Source organism: Kribbella soli (assembly GCF_004331345.1).
Taxonomy (GTDB): Bacteria; Actinomycetota; Actinomycetes; order Propionibacteriales; family Kribbellaceae; genus Kribbella; species Kribbella soli.
The window spans coordinates 410,839-427,309 of sequence record NZ_SJJZ01000006.1 but is presented as its reverse complement, the minus strand read 5'-3'; the positions used below and the strand labels follow the sequence as shown (position 1 = coordinate 427,309).

Sequence of the window (16,471 nt, the reverse complement as noted above, 5' to 3'; positions counted from 1 at the left end):
TGTGTGAGTGGACGCCTCTCAAGTCGGTCGCCTGACCGCTCGATGGATCGCCGAACTACCCGGCGAGGACAGCACCGTGATCTCCGGACTCGGCGTACAGCCGTTGCTGGCGATGCTGGCCGAGGTCGCGGACGAGCCTGCCCACACCGAGCTGGCCGAGGCCGCGGGGAGACGGTACGGCGGCCTGCTGCAGGCTCCCGAGCTGCGCATGGCGTTGGGACTGTGGACGCGTCCGGAAATCGACCTGCAGCCGGGTGTGGACCGGTTCCTGCCGCCCGAGGTGCGTGGGACGTTGACCGATCGCGCTGCACTCGACGCGTGGGTGGTCGAGCAGACGGACGGGTTGCTGCAACGGATGCCCGTCCAGCTCACGCCTGAGGTGTTGCTGGTGCTCGCGTCGGCGTTGGTGCTGAAGACGGAGTGGGCGCTGCCGTTCGAGGAGTACCCGCGGAACGATCGGCGGTGGTTGAGCCGGGCAGATACCGACCTCGACAGCTTGCAGGTGTATGAGAGCGCGGCGGGGCCGTTGACCGTGGTGACGGTGCGTGGAACCGGCGAGTTCGACGTACGGCTCGTGGTCGGTGATGGTGGGCGTGCAGCCGTGCTGTCCGCGGCGCTGGAGCTGGACGGGGACGGGCTGAGTGGGTCCGAGGTGCTGGCGGCGGAGCGGTCGGCGCCTGGCGTGGAGGTGATCGAGTCCATGCAGCCGACCGTCGTACTGTCGATGCCGTACTTCGAGATCGAAGCGGAGCATGATCTGCTGGAGCATCCCGAGGTGTTCGGGCTGACGGCCGCGTCGGACGCGAGCAGCGGGCACTTCCCGGGGCTGAGCCCGCAGCCGTTGGCGATCGGCCAGGCACGGCAGGCCGTGATGGCGCGGTTCTCCGCGACCGGGTTCGAAGCGGCCGCGGTCACCGCGATGGCCATGGCCGCGGGTGCTGCGCTGGGCGCGAAGGCGCTGTACGTGAATCTCGAGCGGCCGTTCGGCTTCATCGCCGTCCACCGGCCGACCGGAGTGCCCGTCGTCGCCGGCTGGGTGAACTATTCGTAGGGGTTGACGGGCGCGGCCACCGGCTTGACCGTCTCGACCGTGAGCGCTGCGACGTCGCCGTCGACGCGCTTGGTCGGCTCGGCCCACTTGCCGGTCACCGTGATCCATTGGTTCTTCGGCGGCGCGGCCTGACCGCGGGCCTCGACCATGAACGCCGTACCGTCCGCGACGCAGCAGGTCAGGCCGATGCGGGTCACGTACCAGACGCCGTTCTTCGCCGGGGTGACGAAACCGGTCAGCTGGAACGACCGGCCCTGCATCGTCTCCTTCTCCCACACCGCCCAGACCGCGTAGTCGCGGACCGTCATGGGCTTGGGGCCGTGCGACTCGTCGCCCCAGTACGCGTTGCCCTGCGGATCGACCGGTTTGGCCGGTTTCGCGGCGACCGGCGACTGCCGTTGCGCGGCGTCCGCTCCGAGTGCGGGCGGATCCACGACGAGCAGCGCGAAGACCGGGATCAGGAGCAGCCAGGCGGCGCGCGGTAGGCCGTGGTCGTGGGTCTGGCGGGACCGCACGACGACATCGGTGACCGCGAGCGCGATCAGTACGATGCCGGCCGCGAGCAGCATCCACCGCATCCCGGGTTTCACGTACCGCAAGTACGTCCCGGACGTCGCGAGCTGCATCATCGCGGCCCCGACGAACACGATCACCAACCCGGCAACGTTGCGCTTCACAACAACCACCATCCGATCAGCAGGCTGGCCAGGAGGGCGACCACGAAGGTGGCCGGCGCGAACCGGACGGCGAACTTCGGGCCGAACGTCCCGGTCTGCAAGGCGATCAGCTTCACGTCGACGATCGGGCCGACCACCATGAACGCGAGCCGCGCGGTCAGCGAGAACTGGGTCAGGCTCGCTGCCACGAACGCGTCCGCCTCGGAACAGATCGCCAGCAGTACGGCGAGCAGCCCGAGGATCACCACCGACAGCAGGAGATTGCCCGCGACGTGGTCGAGCCAGGCCCGCGGGACGACGACGTTCAACGTGGCCGCGGCCGCCGCGCCGACCACGAGGAACCCGCCGGCGTGCAGGAAGTCGTGCAGCATCGCGGACCGGAACACGTCGAACTTGCCGTCGTCGTGTGCGTGCCGGTTCTTCGGCATCTTCAGCCACGACCCGCCCTTGCCGGTCAGCAACCACAACCAGCCGAGGATCATCGACACCGCGAGGGACGTCACCGCGCGGGCGACCACGACCTTCGGCTGTCCCGGGAACGCCACCGCGGTCGACGCCAGTACGACCGGGTTGATCGCCGGCGCGGACAGCAGGAAGGCGATCGCCGCGGCCGGCGTGACGCCACGGTTCATCAACGCCGCCGACACCGGGACCGACGCGCACTCGCAGCCCGGGAGTACGACCCCGGACGCGCTCGCCACCGGCACGGCCAAGGCGGGGTGCTTCGGGAGCGCCTTCGCGAAGAACGAGGCTGGGACGAACGCGGTGAGGGCGGCCGAGAGCAGTACGCCGAGCACCAGGAACGGCAGCGCCTGCACGGTCACGCCGACGAACATCGTCGCCCAGGTCCGGATCCCGTCGTCGGTGAACCAGCCGGCGAAGAGCCGCCGCCCGAACAACGCCGCACCGACCAGCAGCACCAGCGTCGCCGTGAACGCGATCGACGACCCAGGCGACTCTGCCGACTCTGACGACTCCGCGGTCTCCTGCTCGGCCGTTGTCATGGGCGGAATGCTGGCAGAAATTGTCTGGAAATGAAAATCACAGTCATATTACGGGTCGCCCAGGCCATCACAATCGGTGGATCGCAATCGGCTGCACGCTCGGCGGGCGATGTCGGACGCGATTGTGATGGCCTGGGCGTCCGCCCGTGGCACGCTGGGGGATATGGATGCCGACGTGGTGCGCGCAGTCAACGACCTGACCACCCGCTGGGCCCGGACGTTGCCGGCGGAGAACACCGTGGTGGCCGGCCTCGGCCTCTGGCCGCTGCTGGCGATCCTCGCGACCGGTGCGGACGAGCCCGGACGCACCGAACTCGCCACGGCCGCCGGAGTGGATCCGGAGACCGGGTCGACCGACGCGATCCGGCTGATCGAGGCGATCGAAGCCTCGGCCGATCTGAATGCCGCGCTCGGCGTCTGGGTCAGCGAGCAGCTGAAGCTCGCTGAATCGTTCGACAGTGTGATGCCCGCGCCGCTCGTCGGCCTGCTGACCGGCAACCCGGCCGTGGACAAGGCGAAACTCGACGCCTGGGCCGCCGAACACACCGACGACCTGATCCGCGAGATGCCGCTCGACCTCGACGGCGACGTGATGCTCGTCCTCGCCTCGGCGCTGCTGCTCCGCACCACCTGGGTCCGCCCGTTCACCGAGCAGATCCGTCGGGTCGCCGGCCCGTGGGCCGGTTCGTGGCACTGGCTCGAGCGCGCGGACCACGACCTGGATTCGGTACAGCGGTACGACGACCTGACCGTGGTCACGGTGCGGGGCGACGCGGATGTCGACGTACTGCTGGGGATCGGCGACGGTGACGACGTACTCCCGCGCTTGCTGGATGCGGCGGCTCGCCCGGCGGACGGCGTACCTGGAAGTCAGCTCATTGCCGAGGACGAGCCCGGGCCGGGGTTGCGGATCGGGCGGACGACGGCGTCGCGGCCGGAGGTGAAGGTGTCGTTGCCGTCGTTCAGCATCGAGGTCGAGCATGATCTGCTCGCATCTCGTGAGCTGTTCGGGTTGACCGCGGTCACGTCGGATCCGGGGGCACACGGGCATTTCAGCGCGCTCAGCCCGACTCCGCTCCAGGTCGGGCAGGCGAAGCAGAAGGTGCTCGCGCGGTTCTTCGCGACCGGGTTCGAGGCCGCGGCGGTGACCGCGATCGCGATGACGCGGGCCGCGATGATCACCCGGCAGGAGCGTCGCCTGGAGCTCACGCTGGACAGGCCGTTCGCGTTCACCGCCGTACTGCGGGACTCGCGCTTGCCGATCGTGGCGGGCTGGGTCGAGAGGCCTACTGAACCGGGAGCGTGAACAGCCGGTTGAGCAGCGCGGACGCCTCGTCGACGCCCGCGCGATCGCCGGTCAGTAGCAGGTCGAACAGGAGGCCACGCGAGGCGGCCAGGCCGAGCCGCGCGTACGCCGGGGCCTCCTCGGGTGGGAGGCCTGCGCGTAGGCAGAGCTCGGTTAGCGGCGGTAGCCAGACGTTGATCAGGTCGGCCTTGAGGGACTCGGTGTGCGGCAGGTCCTGCATCGCGTGAGCGCTGAGCTCGAAGAACAGCGGGCCGTAGACGAGCGCGGCCTCGGTGACGCGGCGCCAGAACTCCTCGGCCTGCTCCGCGACCGGTCGCTGCGACTCGCCCAGGTCGGCGAGGAGGTCGCGTTGCTGCTGCTCGACCGTGCGGACCACCTCGGCGAGCAGGCCCTCGCGGGAACCGAAGTGGTAGATCAGCATCCGGTGACTGGTGCCGATCGAGGTCGCGATACTGCGCAGGCTCGCGTCCCCGATCCCGTTCTTCGCGAAATGCTCGACAGCGTTACCCAGCAGGCTTGCTCGACTCACTGACTTCCTTCAGCTTGGCGGTCTCGGTGGCGATGTAGTCCCGGGTGAGCTTGGCGTACAGCCTGCCGAACAGCCAACCGAGCGGGCCTTCCTGGATGATGGTCGCGGTCGCCACGGTGCCTTCCGGTGTGCTGACCACGCGGTGGCCGCCGGTCGTCTTGATCCCGGGGGCTTTCGAGACCCACTCGAAGTACTCACCCTCCTTGAGCTCGGTCACCTCCCAGACGGCGACCGGGAGCTTGGGCTGGCGGATCCGGGTGCGGGCGCCGACGTGGATCCGGCCCGCGTCCAGCCGCTCGACGGAGTCGACGGTCGGGGTCCAGTCGGGCCACTGCTCGACGTTGCTGAAAACCTCCCAGACCCGGTCGGCCGGTGCCTGGATCGTGCTGGAATGATCGAAGCGCATGTACCAAATGGTACACGGATCTGAAGCACTCACCAAAGCGTTTGCCGACCGTCGACACAGGCCGAACGGAGCGTGAGCACTCGGTAAAACCCGACCCTTGGTGAGTGGCCGGGGTCCGGGGTGCCGGTAGGGTCTTGGGCCATGGCTGACCAGAACGTCCCGCAGAACGTGGAGAACGAGCAGGACCCGGGCGCGAACACGCAGATGTTCCGCGCCTTCGTCAACGAGGGCCAGACCGAGGCCACGAGCGAACCGAAGGTCAACGGCCGGGTCCTCGCGATCGTCGGCGGCGCCGTGCTGCTGATCGCGATCATCGCCGCGATCGTCGTCCTCTGAGTTGACCGACCTCCAGGTCGAGGTCGTCAGGGTCTTCACCGACCCGGACGGCCGGTTCGGCAACCCACTGGGCATCGTCGACGGCCGCCTCGTCGGTGAGAGCGACCGGCAGCGCGTGGCCGCCGAACTCGGCTACAGCGAGACCGTGTACGTCGACGACCCCGCCACCGGCACGCTCCGTATCTACACCGCCACCGGCGAGATGGCCTTCGCCGGCCATCCCACCGTCGGCGCTGCCGCCTGGCTCCACACCCACGGCCACCCGGTCGACACCCTGCATGTCCCCGCCGGCCCGATCCCCGTCACCCGCTCCGGCGACCACTTCGCCGTCCGAGCCGACACGACCTGGGGCAGCCCCTGGGACTGGCGTCAACTCTCCTCACCCGAGGAGGTCCTGGCCGCCGACCGCACGACGTACACCGCCGGCCACACCTTCCTCTGGTCCTGGCAGGACGAGCCCGCCGGCATCATCCGAGCCCGCGCCTTCGCCCCCGCCATGAACGTCGAGGAAGACGAAGCCACCGGCTCCGCCGTAACCCAGCTGACCGCCCAGCTGACCCGAGACCTCCTGGTCATCCAAGGCGCCGGCTCCCACCTCCGAACCACCTGGCACCCACCCACCCACGCCACCGTAGGCGGCCAGGTCCTCCCCGGCGAACCACGCACCCTCACGTTCTGACCGCGATCTCCGGCATCCGTTGACGGGTGGGCCGGGGCGGATGGAGCATGGGGGCTCGGATACTTGGGGAGGTTCCTGTGGCGGATGTTGTCAGGGCTGCGCTTGTTCAGACGTCGTGGACGGGTGACAAGGAGTCCATGATCAAGGCGCACGAGGACTACGCGCGGCAGGCTGCCGCTGCGGGTGCGAAGGTGATCTGTTTCCAGGAGCTGTTCTACGGGCCGTACTTCTGCCAGAAGCAGGACGCCGAGTACTACGAGTACGCCGAATCCGTGCCGGGCCCCACCACCGAGCGGTTCGCCGCGCTGGCGCAGGAGCTCGGGATGGTGATGGTGCTGCCGATGTACGAGCAGGAGCAGCCCGGCGTGCTGTACAACACCGCCGCGGTCGTCGATGCCGACGGCACCTATCTGGGCAAGTACCGGAAGAACCACATCCCGCAGGTGAAGGGCTTCTGGGAGAAGTTCTACTTCCGGCCGGGCAACCTCGGGTACCCGATCTTCGACACCGCGGTCGGCCGGATCGGCGTCTACATCTGCTACGACCGGCACTTCCCCGAGGGCTGGCGGGCGCTCGGCCTGGCCGGGGCGAAGATCGTCTTCAACCCGTCGGCGACCAGCCGCGGACTGTCGGCGTACCTGTGGAAGCTCGAGCAGCCCGCCTCCGCGGTCGCGAACGAGTACTTCATCGGCGCGATCAACCGGGTCGGGATCGAGTCCGAGTTCGGCGACAACGACTTCTACGGTACGTCGTACTTCGTCGACCCGGAGGGGAAGTTCGTCGGCGACGTCGGGCACGACCACGATCCGGAACTGATCGTCCGCGATCTGGACCTCGGCCTGCTGGACACCGTCCGGGACCGCTGGCAGTTCTACCGCGACCGCCGGCCCGACGCGTACGGAGACCTGACGAAACCGTAGAAGGGGACTTCCCTCACCAAATCTTTCCTTTCGAACAGCCGAAACACAGTCGAACCGCTCAAAGAGGAGTGGCGCAGATGTCTTTGCTCGTCAAGGGTGGAACCGTCGTCGGACCGACCGGGACCCGGGTCGCGGACGTGCTGGTCGAGGGCGAGAAGATCGTCGCGGTCCTGGACCCTGCCCTCACTTCAACAATCATTGCCACGCCGGCGATCACGGTCGACGAGGTGATCGATGCCTCCGGCAAGTACGTGATCCCGGGCGGGATCGACGCGCACACGCACATGGAGCTGCCGTTCGGCGGTACCGCGGCCAGCGACACGTTCGACACCGGCACCCGCGCGGCGGCGTACGGCGGAACCACGACGATCATCGACTTCGCCGTGCAACGCACCGGCGAGGTCGTGCAGGACGGGCTCGCCGCGTGGCACGCGAAGGCCGAGGGGGAGTGCCACGTCGACTACGCGTTCCACATGATCCTCGGCGGGGTCGACGCCGACGCGCTGAAGGCGATGGACCAGCTGGTCGCCGACGAGGGCATCACGAGTTTCAAGCTGTTCATGGCCTACCCGGGCGTCTTCTACTCCGACGACGGGCAGATCCTCCGCGCGATGCAGACCGCGCGCGAGAACGGCGCGATGATCATGATGCACGCGGAGAACGGCATCGCGATCGACGTCCTGGTGCAGCAGGCGATCGCGAAAGGCCAGACCGACCCGATCTACCACGGCATCACCCGTCCGGCCGCGCTCGAGGCGGAGGCGACCAACCGCGCGATCGCGCTTGCCGAGGTCGCGCAGGACTGCCCGCTGTACATCGTCCACCTGTCCGCGAGCCAGGCGCTCGAGAAGGTCGCCGAGGCGCGGCACGAGGGCCGCAACGTGTTCGCCGAGACCTGCCCGCAGTACCTGTACCTGACGCTCGAGGACCAGCTCGGCGCGCCCGGGTTCGAGGGCGCGAAGTGGGTCTGCTCGACGCCGCTGCGCAGCAAGCACGAGTCGCACCAGCGGGACCTGTGGAAGGGCCTGCGGAACAACGAGTTGGCGATCGTGTCGACCGACCATTGCCCGTTCTGCATGAAGGACCAGAAGGAGCTCGGCCTCGGCGACTTCTCCAAGATCCCGAACGGGATCGGCGGCGTCGAGCACCGCGTCGACCTGGTCTACCAGGGCGTGGTGGACGGGAAGCTGTCGCTGGAGCGCTGGGTGGAGACGATCGCGACCACGCCGGCCCGGATGTTCGGGCTGTATCCGCAGAAGGGGATCGTGCAGCCCGGATCGGACGCCGACCTGGTGATCTACGACCCGAACGGTACGACGCGGATCGGTGTCGCGACGCACCACATGAACATGGACCACTCGGCGTACGAAGGGGTCGAGATCAAGGGCCGGGTGGGCACCGTCGTGTCGCGCGGCGAGGTGATTGTGGCTGACGGCAACTACCATGGCCGGAAGGGCCGGGGGAAGTTCCTGAAGCGCGGCCTGTCGTCGTACTTGATGTAAGGGGGATGTCGTGGACTTCGGTGTGGTGTTCCAGTGTGATCCGCCCGCGTCCACGGTCGTGGAGCTGGCCCGGAAGGCGGAGGACGCCGGGTTCTCGTACGTGTGGACGTTCGACTCGCACCTGCTCTGGCAGGAGCCGTTCGTGATCTACAGCCAGATCCTCGCGGCCACCAGCCGCGTGGTCGTCGGGCCGATGGTGACGAATCCGGGGACGCGGGACTGGACGGTGATCGCGTCCCAGTTCGCCACCTTGAACGAGATGTTCGGCAACCGGACGATCTGCGGGATCGGGCGCGGCGACTCGGCGTTGCGGACGCTCGGCGCGAAGCCGGGAACGATCGACGAGATGAAGCAGTGCGTCGAAGTGGTGCGGTCGCTCGCGCGCGGCGAGACCGTCGAGTACCGCGGGCAGCAGCTGAAGTTCGCGTGGGTCGAGAACGGCGCGCTCGACGTGTGGGTCGCGGCGTACGGCCCTCGGGCGCTCAAAGCGACCGGTGAGGTCGGCGACGGGTACATCCTGCAGCTGGCGGATCCGGACATCGCGGAGTGGATGATCACCGCGGTACGGCGTTCCGCGGAGCAGGCCGGCCGGGATCCGATGGCGATCAAGTTCTGCGTCGCGGCACCGGCGTACGTCGGGGACGACCTGGATCACCAACGTGACCAGACCCGCTGGTTCGGCGGGATGGTCGGGAACCACGTCGCGGACATCGTCGAGCGGTACGGGACCTCGGGCGCCGTGCCGCAGGCGCTGACCGACTACATCGAGGGGCGCAAGGGGTACGACTACGCCGAGCACGGGCGCGCCGGGAACACCCACACCGACTTCGTGCCGGACGAGGTCGTGGACCGGTTCTGCATCCTCGGGCCGGTCGAGAACCACCTGGCGCGGCTGGCCGAACTGAAGGAACTCGGCGTCGACCAGTTCGCTCTGTACCTCCAGCACGACGCCAAGGAGGAGACCCTGGCGTCGTACGGGAAGGACATCATCCCAGCTGTCTAAGGGGTCCAGCGATAGGCCGCGGGCAAAAGGTCGGTGGCCAGGACCGAGGCAGGACCGTCGTCGGTAGGCAGGATGACGCGAATCGTGGGGTGGTAGTCGACGAGGACCTGGCGGTCGCGGCCGCAGGGGCCGACCACGCCACGGCCTTCGTTGCCTACAGCCACGATCGTGGTGAGTTCACGGGCGCCTTCGGCGCGGGCGCGACCGAGGGCGACCAGTTCGGCGCAGGGGCCGCCGGTGAAGTGGTACAGGTTGATACCGGCGTACATCCGGCCGTCGGCACCGCGGACCGCGGCTCCCATCGTGTAGACGCCGTCGGGTCCGTCGGTGTTCGCGTCGACCGTCCGCCGGGCCAGCTCGATGAGCTCGAGGTCGTCGTCGGTCAGCGGTCGCAGGGTCACCATGCGCCCAACCTTGCCACGCCCGGCGCGGCCGATGGGAATAAATCGTGCGGAATCGTGGTTGGATGGGGTAGGTCGATTTTCAGTAGCTGTGGTTTATCCCGATCTTTCCTTGTGAGAGATGGTGTGCCGCCGGTGCGACAACGGCCGGGTCTACCGCGACCGCGGTGCGCCCCATCTCCACGAAGGAGCAACAACATGGCACAGGGAACTGTGAAATGGTTCAACGCCGACAAGGGCTTCGGCTTCATCACCGTCGACGGCGGCGGAGCGGACGTGTTCGTCCACTACTCCACCATCCAGACCGACGGCTTCCGTAGCCTCGACGAGAACCAGCGCGTCGAGTTCGACGTCGTCCAGGGCCCGAAGGGTCAGCAGGCGGAGAACGTCAACGTCGTCTGATTCCAGCTCGGCACGGACGCGGCCCCTCACCTGCCGGTGGGGGGCCGCGTCCGGTTGTCAGCCGGTGATCCGCTTGAGTTCGGCCTCGGTCACCGACTTGACGGTCTTGATCTCGGCGGCCGGGTCCGCGCCGCTGCGGATGATCTTGTTCAGCGCGTCGGAGTACGCCGAGCTCGCCTTCGGCGACCAGAGCATCGGGTTCTGCGGGCGGCCGTTCTCGTTCAGCAGCTTGACCGCGTCGGCGGCCGGGCCGGACTTCAGCTTCTCCGCCTTCGCCGACAGGCTCTTGCGGGCCGGGACGTGGAAGCCGTACGACTGCGCGAAGTCGAGCTGGTCGTCGGTCTGATCCACCCACAGCCACTTGACGTACTTCTTCGCGGCGTCGAGGTTCTTCGACTTGGCGTTCACGCAGGCGCCGTACGCGCCGACCGGGACACTCGGTGCGCCCGTGGTGGCGTTCAGTTTCGGCCAGGGGAGTACGCCGTAGTCGCCGGGGAGCGCCTTCTCGATCACCGGGAGCGTCCACAGGCCGGTGAACTGCATCGCGGTCAGGCCCTGCGTGAACGCGGCCGGGTCGGACCAGTCGGTCGGTGCCCCGAGCAACAACACCTTCGACGTCCAGAACTCCCGCAGTTTGCGCAGCGACTCGAACGCGGCCGGGTCGTCGAATCCGAACTGGTTGTCCTTGGTCAGGTAGTCCACACCGGCCGACCAGAGCGCCGGTCCGCCGAGCACACCGACGCCGCCGTCGTTGCCGACGAACAGACCCTTGGTCTTGTTGTTGGTGAGCTTCTTCGCAGCGGTCAGCAGTTCGTCCACGGTCTGCGGAGGCTGTACGCCGGCCGCGCTCAACAGGCTCTTGCGGTACACGAGCAGCTGCATGTCGATCACCTGCGGGATCGCGTACAGCTTGTCCTGGTACGACATCCGCTCGAGCAGCGCGGGGTTGAAGTCGCTCTTCGCGTCGCCCAGCAGATCGGTCAGCTCGACGACCTGATTGCCCTTGATCATGTCGATCGTCGGCCCGTTCGGGTACTCGAACACGTCCGGGCCCTGGTCGGTGAGCAGCGCCGTCGCGGCCTTCTTCTCGTAGTCACCCGGCGACCACTGGATCGTCACGGTCGCATCCGGGTAGGCCTTCGCGTACTTCTCCACCGCCTGCTGCGTGCCCGTCTCGCCGTACTGGTGGTACCACTGCTGGAGCACGGGTTTCGACCCGTCCGACCCACCGGACGACGGCCGCCCGGAGTTCGATCCACACCCCGCCACGGCCATAGCGGCCAGTCCAGTCCCGAGCCCGAGTACCTGCCGCCGACTGATCGTCATCGCGTGCACCTCTCCGTCCAGCGCGGTCCCACAGCCCGCGCACCACACCAGACCCTACGACCGGTGGAGCCCAGTACGCCGACATTTCCAGCCGCCGAGAACGACCTGTAGGCTGACCCGCATGTTCTCCCCTCGTGACTAGAGACGGCTCCCACGCCTCGCGTGGTCGAGCCCAATTCCTTCGTGAATCTCTAGGAGCGTTCTCGTGTCCGGCACAACTCGTGCCGGGAGCTACCGTGACGTCCTGCTGTTGCCGTCGGCGCTGCGCACGTTCGTGCCTGCGTTGCTCGGCCGGCTGTCGTACGGCCTGCTCCCGTTGTCCTTGCTCTTCACCGTCCAGCAGTCCACCAACTCCTTCGCCACGGCCGGCGCCGCAGTCGCGGTGTTCGGGTTCGCGTCGTTGTCGATGCCGTACAAAGCGCGGCTCGTCGACCGCTACAGCCAGCGCCGCGTCCTGCCGCCCCTCGCGCTCGGTGCATCCGCCGGCCTGATTGCCATCGCAGCATTGGGTACGACGGATGTCGCCGTACTGCTGCTCGTCGGCGCGACCGGGTTGCTCGCGCCGCCGTTGGGGCCGTCGATGCGGTCGAACTGGCGACTGCTCACCGAGGGCTCCGCGCTGAAGGAACGCGCGTACGCCCTCGACGCGGTCTCCGAGGAGTGCCTGTTCCTCGGCGGGCCGCTGATCGCGGGCACCCTGATCAGTCTCGTATCCGCACCGGCCGCGCTCGGCTGCTCGGCCGCCTTGATGGTTGTCGGCACGTTCGCGATGGTGACGAGTCCGGTGACGACGTCGACCTCAGCGTCGGCACCGGCTCGGCATCCGTTGGGGCCGTTGGTGATCTCCGGTCTGCGCCGGATCCTGCTCGTCATCATGGTCACCGCGTCCGGGATCAGCGCGGCATACGTCTGCGTGGCGGGCGTCGCGCAGCACACGGGACGGCCCGGAGCCGCCGGGTACGTCGAGGCGGCGATCGCGGCAGGCAGCGTGGTCGGCGGGATGCTCTGGGCGCGCCGGCGTCATACCCGCTCCTGGTCGACCCATCTCGCCGGGCTGATCGCCGTACTGGCCGCGGGACTGCTCGCGGCCTCGTTCGTGACCGACCTGGTCGTGCTCGGGGGCGTGCTGGGCATCGCCGGTGTCGCCGTGGCCCCGCTGTTCGTGGTCTCGTACCTGGCCGCCGACGACGTCACGCCGCCGCACCAACGGACCGAGGCGAGCACGTGGATCAACACCGCCAACAACCTCGGCTCCGCCGCTGGGTCAGCGACCGCCGGGCTGGTGCTCGAGCACAGCGCACCGTCCTGGGGATTCCTGGGAGGTGGCGTACTGCTCGTCCTGGTCGCGGTGACGGTGCACGCGTCAGGCGTCCGACAGGCGCGCGATCGTGGCTGAGGCGCGACGGACGATCGGGACGGGACCGGCCGGGAGGACGTCGCCGATGAAGGCGTAGTGCTGGAGTACGGCGGGGTCGACGTCGCCGGGGCGGTGGCGGCTGTGGTCGCGGACCCAGTCGATGATGTCGCCCCAGCCGGGCGCCGCGAGGGAGCCGCCGAAGTGCTGGACCGAGAGGCCGGCGCACAGGTTGCTGAAGGCCAGGCGGTGGGCGAGCGGCCAGCCGCGGAGCGTGCCGAGGACGAGTGAGGCGAGGAACACGTCGCCGGCGCCGGTCGGGTCGTACGAACGCACCGGCAGCGCCGGCACCTGCTCCTCCTCGCCGGTCTCCGAGTCGATCGCCAGTACGCCGTCCGCGCCGTTCGTCACGACCGCGAGCGGTACGCGGTCGGCCAGCTTGTGCAGCGCGGCCTTCGGGGTGTCGGTGCGGGTGTAGGCCATCGCCTCACCCGCATTCGGCGTGAACGCGTGGAACCCCTCGAGTACGTCGAGCACCGCCGGCGACCACTCGTCGGTCGGATCCCAGCCGACGTCACCGAACAACAGGGCACCGGACTGGCGCGCCTCGACCGTCCAGCCCGGCAGCTCCTCAGCCACCGGAACGATCGCCGACCGCGTATTCAGGCCCGGCCCCACCAGTTTGCTTGGATCGCCCGGCGCCTCGTGTGCATGCGTGACCATCGCCCGGTCCCGGTCGATCGACATCGACACCGTGACCGGCGAGTGCCAGTGGCCGATCCGTCGTGAGTGCGACAGGTCCACGCCCTCCTGGTCCGCGAGGGTCCGCCAGCAGAAGTCGGCGTACGCATCGTCACCGAACACCGAGGCGAGCCCGGTCTTCAGACCGAGCCGCGCGGCGGCGATCGCGAAGTTCGCGACACCGCCCGGGCACGACCCCATACCCTCGGCGAAGATCTCCGTACCGGTGGTCGGGGCGGAGACCAGACCGGTCATCACGATGTCGAGGAACACCGTCCCCTGCACGAACACGTCGTAGCGGTCCTGCTCGTCCGTCACGGTGACACGACTCCTTGTCATCCTGGCTGTCGGTGGTGGATGGAATGCTCCTTCGTAGCATCATCGACCGATCAAGACCACGGAATTGGGAGGACGCGAATGAGCGCCGAGGTGTGTCCGTGATCCCTACCTGGATCTCGATCGTCGGGGTCGTGATGACCGTGCTGAGTCCGCTGCTCGCGCTCGGTGGTGTGTTCCTGGGGTCGTACCTGACGCGGAAGTCCGATCGCGAGCTCGATGTCTGGCGGCACCGCGAGGAGACCATGCGGATGGTCCGGTGGGCCGTGGAGCAGATCCTCGAGGGTGAGGACGCCGGGACGGACGCCGGTGTGGTGACGCTGCGTTCCCTCATGAGGTCGGAGTTGTTACAACCTGAGGACTACGATCTGGTCGCCGCGCTGACCGCCGCCGTGGCGATCGACCGTATCGGCGCGTCCGCGTACGCTGATATCGCGGACACCGACATCGAGGTCGTCGAGGGAGACAGTGACCATGGCTGAGAAGAAGACCCTGAAGGTCTCCCGCCAGGCTGTCGAGCTGGCCCGGTTGCACGTCGAAGCCGCCCGCCGCGCCGGCCGCAAACCCGACGCCGGCGTCGCCCGGATCGCCGACGCCCGCCCCGACAACGGCAACGGCACCGCGAGCCCGGCCCCGGCCTGATCTTTCGTACGGCTGTTTCAAACGCACCGGGTATCGGACGAGGGTGTACGGACCGGCAGGTCTGGTCGGCGGCACGCCGTGGAGCGCCTAGACTGATCGCCGGCCGCTCCGGTGGCGTACGGTGCACTTCGTGGTTACCGTCGCGTCGCTCCCTGTTCCCGACCACGGCCGGATGAATCCGTGATCCGCTTCGAGAATGTGTCCAAGACGTACGAGGGCCAGTCCAAGGCCGCTCTGCTGAACGTCAACGTCGAGATCGAGAAAGGCGAGTTCGTCTTCCTGGTCGGAACCTCCGGGTCCGGCAAGTCGACGTTCCTTCGTCTGGTCCTGCGTGAGCACCGCACGACCAGAGGTCACATCATGGTCGCCGGCAAGGACCTGAACCGGCTCGCCAGCTGGCGGATCCCGCAGATGCGGCGCCAGATCGGCACCGTGTTCCAGGACTTCCGGCTGCTGCCGAACAAGACCGTCGCCGAGAACGTGGCCTTCGCGCTGCAGGTGATCGGCAAGCCCCGCGCGCACATCCGCAAGACGGTCCCCGAGGTCCTCGAGCTGGTCGGTCTGGACGGCAAGGAGGACCGGATGCCGGACGAACTGTCCGGCGGTGAGCAGCAGCGCGTCGCGATCGCCCGTGCGTTCGTGAACCGGCCGATGATCCTGATCGCCGACGAGCCCACCGGAAACCTCGACCCCGGCACGTCGGTCGGCATCATGAAGCTGCTGGACCGGATCAACCGGACCGGGACGACCGTGGTGATGGCCACCCACGACGTCTCGATCGTCGACCAGATGCGCAAGCGCGTGATCGAGCTGGAGAACGGCCATGTCGTCCGCGACGAGTCGCGCGGCGTCTACGGCTACCAGCACTGACCAGGGGACTGACTGACTGATGCGCTTGAACTACATCCTCTCCGACCTCGGGATTGGCCTGAAGCGGAACCTCTCGATGACGATCGCGGTCGTCGTCACCATCTGGGTCTCGCTGTCGCTGTTCGGCAGCGCGCTGCTCGCCCGCGAGCAGGTCGACCTGATGAAGGGGAACTGGTACGACAAGATCCAGATCTCGGTGTTCCTGTGCACCAAGGACTCCGGCGGCCGTGGCTGCTCCGGCGCCGAGGTGACCCAGGAGCAGAAGAACCGGATCCAGCAGGTCATCCAGACGAACCCGGACACCGCGCCCGACGGCGTGTTCTCGGAGTCGAAGAAGGAAGCGTTCGAGTCGTTCAAGAAGCTGTACAAGGACTCGCCGATCGTCAGCACGGTCACCGAGGACCAGATGCAGGAGTCCTTCCGGGTCAAGCTGCGAGATCCGACGCGCTATCAGAACCTGGTCAGCGCCGTCGCCGGCCTCCCCGGCGTCGACACCGTCCAGGACCTCCGCCAGTACCTGGATCCGCTGTTCAAGGCCCTCAACGGCTTGCAAGTCGGGGCGCTGATCTCGGCCGGCTTGCTGCTGGTCGCGGCCCTGATGCAGATCTCCAACACGATCCGGCTGGCGGCGTACGCCCGGAGACGGGAGATAGGCATCATGCGCCTGGTGGGCGCCTCGAACTTCTATATCCAGCTGCCGTTCCTCCTGGAAGCGGTGCTGGCGGCGCTGATCGGCGCGATCTTTGCCTGCGGCACCTTGTGGGTTGGCGTGTACTTCGTGGTCATGCAGCGGGCCCAGGAGACGTTCCGCGTCTGGCAGTGGGTCGGCGCGACCGAAACCTTCCGCGCCACGCTGATCATGGTCGTCGTCGGCCTGGTCCTGGCCGTGATCCCGACATTCCTGACAACGCGGAAATACCTCAAAGTCTGACCCGGGTGACCTATCGTGCAGTAACAGGAGTAACAGCAGTCACTCCTGTACCGCA

20 protein-coding genes are annotated in these 16,471 nt (G+C 68.0%); 13 read left to right on the top strand and 7 right to left on the bottom strand.

Annotated elements, in window-relative coordinates; genetic code table 11:
* Positions 1-7: 7 nt before the first annotated feature.
* On the top strand, positions 8-1,051 hold the full coding sequence (locus E0H45_RS41140; RefSeq protein ID WP_131348019.1) for a serpin family protein: 1,044 nt from the start codon (positions 8-10) through the stop codon (positions 1,049-1,051).
* Here E0H45_RS41140 and E0H45_RS41135 read toward each other — a convergent pair.
* Both E0H45_RS41135 and E0H45_RS41130 read right to left on the bottom strand, forming a co-directional pair.
* The gene (locus tag E0H45_RS41135) at positions 1,042-1,728 is read right to left on the bottom strand and encodes a TIGR03943 family putative permease subunit (protein WP_238155696.1); all 687 of its coding nucleotides are present in this window, start codon (positions 1,726-1,728) and stop codon (positions 1,042-1,044) included. The two genes, E0H45_RS41140 and E0H45_RS41135, sit on opposite strands and share 10 nt — an antisense overlap.
* The gene (locus tag E0H45_RS41130) at positions 1,725-2,732 is read right to left on the bottom strand and encodes a permease (protein ID WP_238155695.1); all 1,008 of its coding nucleotides are present in this window, start codon (positions 2,730-2,732) and stop codon (positions 1,725-1,727) included. The genes E0H45_RS41135 and E0H45_RS41130 overlap by 4 nt, the downstream gene beginning before the upstream one ends.
* 109 nt (positions 2,733-2,841) lie before the next feature.
* Between E0H45_RS41130 and E0H45_RS41125 the strand changes: the two genes are divergently transcribed.
* Positions 2,842-4,038, top strand: coding sequence for a serpin family protein (locus tag E0H45_RS41125; protein WP_238155694.1), 1,197 nt, complete (start codon positions 2,842-2,844; stop codon positions 4,036-4,038).
* Here the strand turns inward: E0H45_RS41125 and E0H45_RS41120 are convergent.
* Entirely contained in the window at positions 4,019-4,567 is a 549-nt protein-coding gene (locus E0H45_RS41120; RefSeq protein ID WP_131348015.1) for a TetR/AcrR family transcriptional regulator, read from the bottom strand. The two genes, E0H45_RS41125 and E0H45_RS41120, sit on opposite strands and share 20 nt — an antisense overlap.
* A complete protein-coding gene (locus E0H45_RS41115) occupies positions 4,542-4,973 on the bottom strand; it encodes an SRPBCC family protein (protein ID WP_131348013.1) in 432 nt (143 codons plus the stop codon). Before E0H45_RS41115 ends, E0H45_RS41120 begins: the two co-directional genes overlap by 26 nt.
* 141 nt (positions 4,974-5,114) lie before the next feature.
* Here E0H45_RS41115 and E0H45_RS41110 point away from each other — a divergent pair, with 141 nt between their 5' ends.
* From E0H45_RS41110 to E0H45_RS41090, 5 genes are all read left to right on the top strand, one after another.
* Entirely contained in the window at positions 5,115-5,309 is a 195-nt protein-coding gene (locus E0H45_RS41110) for a hypothetical protein (RefSeq protein ID WP_131348010.1), read from the top strand.
* Position 5,310: 1 nt separating this feature from the next.
* Positions 5,311-5,988, top strand: coding sequence for a PhzF family phenazine biosynthesis protein (locus E0H45_RS41105; RefSeq protein ID WP_131348008.1), 678 nt, complete (start codon positions 5,311-5,313; stop codon positions 5,986-5,988).
* Positions 5,989-6,035: 47 nt separating this feature from the next.
* Entirely contained in the window at positions 6,036-6,908 is an 873-nt protein-coding gene (locus E0H45_RS41100) for a nitrilase-related carbon-nitrogen hydrolase (protein ID WP_131348006.1), read from the top strand.
* Between the two features lie 77 nt (positions 6,909-6,985).
* The gene (gene hydA, locus E0H45_RS41095) at positions 6,986-8,410 is read left to right on the top strand and encodes a dihydropyrimidinase (RefSeq protein WP_131348004.1); all 1,425 of its coding nucleotides are present in this window, start codon (positions 6,986-6,988) and stop codon (positions 8,408-8,410) included.
* A gap of 10 nt (positions 8,411-8,420) precedes the next feature.
* Positions 8,421-9,413, top strand: a complete 993-nt coding sequence (locus tag E0H45_RS41090; protein WP_131348002.1) for a TIGR03842 family LLM class F420-dependent oxidoreductase — start codon at positions 8,421-8,423, stop codon at positions 9,411-9,413.
* Here E0H45_RS41090 and E0H45_RS41085 read toward each other — a convergent pair.
* Entirely contained in the window at positions 9,410-9,817 is a 408-nt protein-coding gene (locus tag E0H45_RS41085; protein WP_131348000.1) for a cytidine deaminase family protein, read from the bottom strand. The two genes, E0H45_RS41090 and E0H45_RS41085, sit on opposite strands and share 4 nt — an antisense overlap.
* Before the next feature lie 195 nt (positions 9,818-10,012).
* Here E0H45_RS41085 and E0H45_RS41080 point away from each other — a divergent pair, with 195 nt between their 5' ends.
* Positions 10,013-10,216 (top strand): cold-shock protein, encoded by a 204-nt coding sequence (locus E0H45_RS41080; RefSeq protein WP_131347998.1) that lies wholly within the window; start codon positions 10,013-10,015, stop codon positions 10,214-10,216.
* 57 nt (positions 10,217-10,273) lie between these two features.
* On the opposite strand, the gene E0H45_RS41075 is transcribed toward E0H45_RS41080, so the two are convergent.
* On the bottom strand, positions 10,274-11,542 hold the full coding sequence (locus tag E0H45_RS41075; protein ID WP_131347996.1) for an ABC transporter substrate-binding protein: 1,269 nt from the start codon (positions 11,540-11,542) through the stop codon (positions 10,274-10,276).
* Positions 11,543-11,747: 205 nt separating this feature from the next.
* Here E0H45_RS41075 and E0H45_RS41070 point away from each other — a divergent pair, with 205 nt between their 5' ends.
* Positions 11,748-12,938 (top strand): MFS transporter, encoded by a 1,191-nt coding sequence (locus E0H45_RS41070; protein ID WP_131347994.1) that lies wholly within the window; start codon positions 11,748-11,750, stop codon positions 12,936-12,938.
* Here the strand turns inward: E0H45_RS41070 and E0H45_RS41065 are convergent.
* Positions 12,906-13,955, bottom strand: a complete 1,050-nt coding sequence (locus E0H45_RS41065) for a carbohydrate kinase family protein (RefSeq protein WP_238155692.1) — start codon at positions 13,953-13,955, stop codon at positions 12,906-12,908. The genes E0H45_RS41070 and E0H45_RS41065 overlap by 33 nt on opposite strands.
* 119 nt (positions 13,956-14,074) lie before the next feature.
* Between E0H45_RS41065 and E0H45_RS41060 the strand changes: the two genes are divergently transcribed.
* The 4 genes from E0H45_RS41060 to ftsX all read left to right on the top strand — a co-directional run bounded on the left by E0H45_RS41060 (position 14,075) and on the right by ftsX (position 16,416).
* Complete coding sequence (locus tag E0H45_RS41060) at positions 14,075-14,455, top strand: hypothetical protein (RefSeq protein WP_238155691.1); 381 nt, start codon at positions 14,075-14,077, stop codon at positions 14,453-14,455.
* Positions 14,448-14,615 (top strand): hypothetical protein, encoded by a 168-nt coding sequence (locus tag E0H45_RS42750; RefSeq protein WP_165546787.1) that lies wholly within the window; start codon positions 14,448-14,450, stop codon positions 14,613-14,615. The genes E0H45_RS41060 and E0H45_RS42750 overlap by 8 nt, the downstream gene beginning before the upstream one ends.
* A gap of 180 nt (positions 14,616-14,795) precedes the next feature.
* Positions 14,796-15,485, top strand: coding sequence for a cell division ATP-binding protein FtsE (gene ftsE / locus E0H45_RS41055; protein WP_130382152.1), 690 nt, complete (start codon positions 14,796-14,798; stop codon positions 15,483-15,485).
* Positions 15,486-15,504: 19 nt separating this feature from the next.
* Positions 15,505-16,416, top strand: a complete 912-nt coding sequence (ftsX, locus tag E0H45_RS41050; RefSeq protein ID WP_131347988.1) for a permease-like cell division protein FtsX — start codon at positions 15,505-15,507, stop codon at positions 16,414-16,416.
* Positions 16,417-16,471 lie beyond the last annotated feature (55 nt).

Excerpts from the sequence above, each read along its gene's own strand:
- E0H45_RS41080 (WP_131347998.1), top strand. The coding sequence starts at position 10,013 with ATGGCACAGGGAACTGTGAAATGGTTCAACGCCGACAAGGGCTTCGGC.
- hydA (WP_131348004.1), top strand. The coding sequence starts at position 6,986 with ATGTCTTTGCTCGTCAAGGGTGGAACCGTCGTCGGACCGACCGGGACC.
- E0H45_RS42750 (WP_165546787.1), top strand. The coding sequence starts at position 14,448 with ATGGCTGAGAAGAAGACCCTGAAGGTCTCCCGCCAGGCTGTCGAGCTG.
- E0H45_RS41130 (WP_238155695.1), bottom strand. The coding sequence starts at position 2,732 with ATGACAACGGCCGAGCAGGAGACCGCGGAGTCGTCAGAGTCGGCAGAG.
- E0H45_RS41110 (WP_131348010.1), top strand. The coding sequence starts at position 5,115 with ATGGCTGACCAGAACGTCCCGCAGAACGTGGAGAACGAGCAGGACCCG.
- E0H45_RS41125 (WP_238155694.1), top strand. The coding sequence starts at position 2,842 with ATGTCGGACGCGATTGTGATGGCCTGGGCGTCCGCCCGTGGCACGCTG.
- E0H45_RS41100 (WP_131348006.1), top strand. The coding sequence starts at position 6,036 with ATGGGGGCTCGGATACTTGGGGAGGTTCCTGTGGCGGATGTTGTCAGG.
- ftsX (WP_131347988.1), top strand. The coding sequence starts at position 15,505 with ATGCGCTTGAACTACATCCTCTCCGACCTCGGGATTGGCCTGAAGCGG.
- E0H45_RS41085 (WP_131348000.1), bottom strand. The coding sequence starts at position 9,817 with ATGGTGACCCTGCGACCGCTGACCGACGACGACCTCGAGCTCATCGAG.
- E0H45_RS41075 (WP_131347996.1), bottom strand. The coding sequence starts at position 11,542 with ATGACGATCAGTCGGCGGCAGGTACTCGGGCTCGGGACTGGACTGGCC.
- E0H45_RS41115 (WP_131348013.1), bottom strand. The coding sequence starts at position 4,973 with ATGCGCTTCGATCATTCCAGCACGATCCAGGCACCGGCCGACCGGGTC.